2 protein-coding genes are annotated in these 2,267 nt (G+C 52.5%); both read left to right on the forward strand.

Going from position 1 to position 2,267, the window contains the following annotated elements:
• Nucleotides 1-1,646, forward strand: a 1,646-nt coding sequence (locus L855_RS21060) for a CHAT domain-containing protein (RefSeq protein ID WP_159790870.1), incomplete at its 5' end; no start/stop codon positions are given.
• Nucleotides 1,647-2,015: 369 nt separating this feature from the next.
• Nucleotides 2,016-2,225 carry a hypothetical protein gene (locus L855_RS21065; RefSeq protein ID WP_159790871.1) on the forward strand — a complete coding sequence of 70 codons (210 nt, stop codon included), beginning with the start codon at nt 2,016-2,018 and terminating at the stop codon, nt 2,223-2,225.
• The last annotated feature ends 42 nt before the right edge of the window (nt 2,226-2,267 follow it).

Raw genomic sequence — 2,267 nt, forward strand, 5'->3', positions numbered from 1 at the left:
AGGAGATCGCCAGGCTACAAACGGCGATCGCCCATCAACTCAGCCAAATTCCCCCCAGTCGCCGCAGCATCTACGCCCGGGTTCGCTTTGCCCGCCATCTCATGTCCGCTGGTGAGAACTCCCGTCAGGTGGCGGAGGTTCTGGCCACCGCTGTCCAACAGGCCCGCGAGATTGGCGATCGCCGCGCCGAATCCCATGCCCTCGGCAACCTCGGCACTCTCTATGAAACGACCCAACAGTGGCCGATGGCCGAAACCCTAACCCGTGAGGCGATCGTCTTGGCCCAGTCCATCGATGCTGGAGATATTGCCTATCGTTGGCATTGGCAGCTCGGACGATTACTCAAGGCCCAGGGCCAAACCGAAGCCGCCCAGGATGCCTACCAAATTGCCCTAACCACCCTGCAATCCATCCGTAGCGATTTGGTCGCCATGAACCCTGAGGTTCAATATGACTTCCGAGAAACTGTCGAACCCGTCTATCGGGAATATGTGGATCTGCTGCTATCAGACTCCAATCCCAGCCAGAAGAACTTACAACAAGCCCGAGAGGCGATCGAAGATTTACAACTCGCTGAATTAGACAACTTTTTCCGGGATGCCTGTTTAGATACCACCCCCGTTTCCGTCGAAGACATTGACCCCAATGCCGCCATTCTTTACTCCATTATTCTGCCCGAGCGTCTAACCACCATTGTCTCTCTTCCCGGAGAACCTCTACAGTTTTATGAAACCGCCGTTCCCCAAGCGGAAATCAATAACAAATTACGTGAATTTCGCTCAGATATCGGACGAGTTAGCACCAGTCTCTCAAATGTTTTGCAACAATCCCAACAACTCTATGATTGGGTGATTCGCCCCCTAGAGGCAGTGTTAGAGGACAGTGACGTGGAAACCCTCACCTTTGTCCTTGATGGCGGACTGCGGAATATCCCCATCGCTGCCCTACATGATGGAGAGGACTATCTCATTGAACGCTACCGTGTGGCTCTAACGCCAGGAATGCAGCTGTTGGAAACGGGAGAGCGATCGCGCGATCGCCTCACCGCCTTAGCCGCTGGCTTATCTGAAGCCCGACATGGGTTTTCGGCTCTCATTCATGTCCCTGGAGAACTGCAAAAGATCGCCGATCAAGTCAACCCCAGTCGCCAGTTGCTCAACACCGGCTTCACCCGCACCTCTCTGGCTGAGGAAATCCGTAACTTTCCCTCCCCAATCATCCACATTGCCACCCATGGGCAATTTAGTTCTCAGGCAGAAAATACCTTTATTTTGGCCTATGATACCCCCGTCAACGTGCGGGAGTTAGAAACCCTACTCCGCCAACGAGGAGAGGATGGGGAATCGGAGGTTCTAGAACTCTTAGTTCTGAGTGCCTGCGAAACGGCAACTGGCGACGATCGCGCCACCCTGGGTTTAGCGGGAGTGGCCGTACGAGCGGGGGCCCGCAGTACTCTCGCCACCCTCTGGCAAGTTGACGATGCCGCAACTTCGTTATTTATGTCAGTGTTTTATCAGCATTTAGGTATTCCGGGGACAACTAAGGCAGAAGCGTTACGACAAGCTCAGCTCAGTTTGTTGGCCCATGATGATTATTTACTTCCTTATTTTTGGTCAGCGTATATATTAGTTGGCAACTGGATATAGCGTTTCCCAATCTGATAAGGTACACCCTTTACCAATGATCTTTTCTGGTGTTCCCTCTCTGCCATAGAGTCTGCGCATCACCAGTATGGAAATTACGATATGACGAGTTTTATACCATTTTTTGAAATCCTTGCCAGACATACAAACCGAAGAGGGCGCGCCACTTGCGGTTCGCCCCTACAGACATCTATGGCACAATTTTTGAAAAATGGTATTACTTCTGTTTTTATCATTGTCCAGGCACTCGTACCCGAGATGGTTATAGGGGTGAACGGTGTTCAATGAGCGACAGTCGAATTGCCGTTCGCCCTGCCCCAGTGTCGAGGTATAGCAAGGTTATTGAAAAATAGTCTTGGTTGAGGTGAGTGTTTGGCTTGGCTCGATTGGCGTTCCCGAGAAGAAGACTCATCAGACACCACCATGATTCAGGAAGAGGAAACCGCCCCCTTAGTGGAAGCTCAGGGCTGGCACGTCAATGGGGAGGGGTCGGTGGTTCTCTCGGCTGCAACACCGGATGGCTCACCTACTCCTCCCCAGACAACGCCGGCTCACTGTTCTCCAGAGCAGCTCAATCGTTAATCGTTAACGACGACCCACCTATGCTCCTCCCCGCAGCTTATC

Source organism: Sodalinema gerasimenkoae IPPAS B-353, from assembly GCF_009846485.1.
Lineage (GTDB): Bacteria > Cyanobacteriota > Cyanobacteriia > Cyanobacteriales > Geitlerinemataceae > Sodalinema > Sodalinema gerasimenkoae.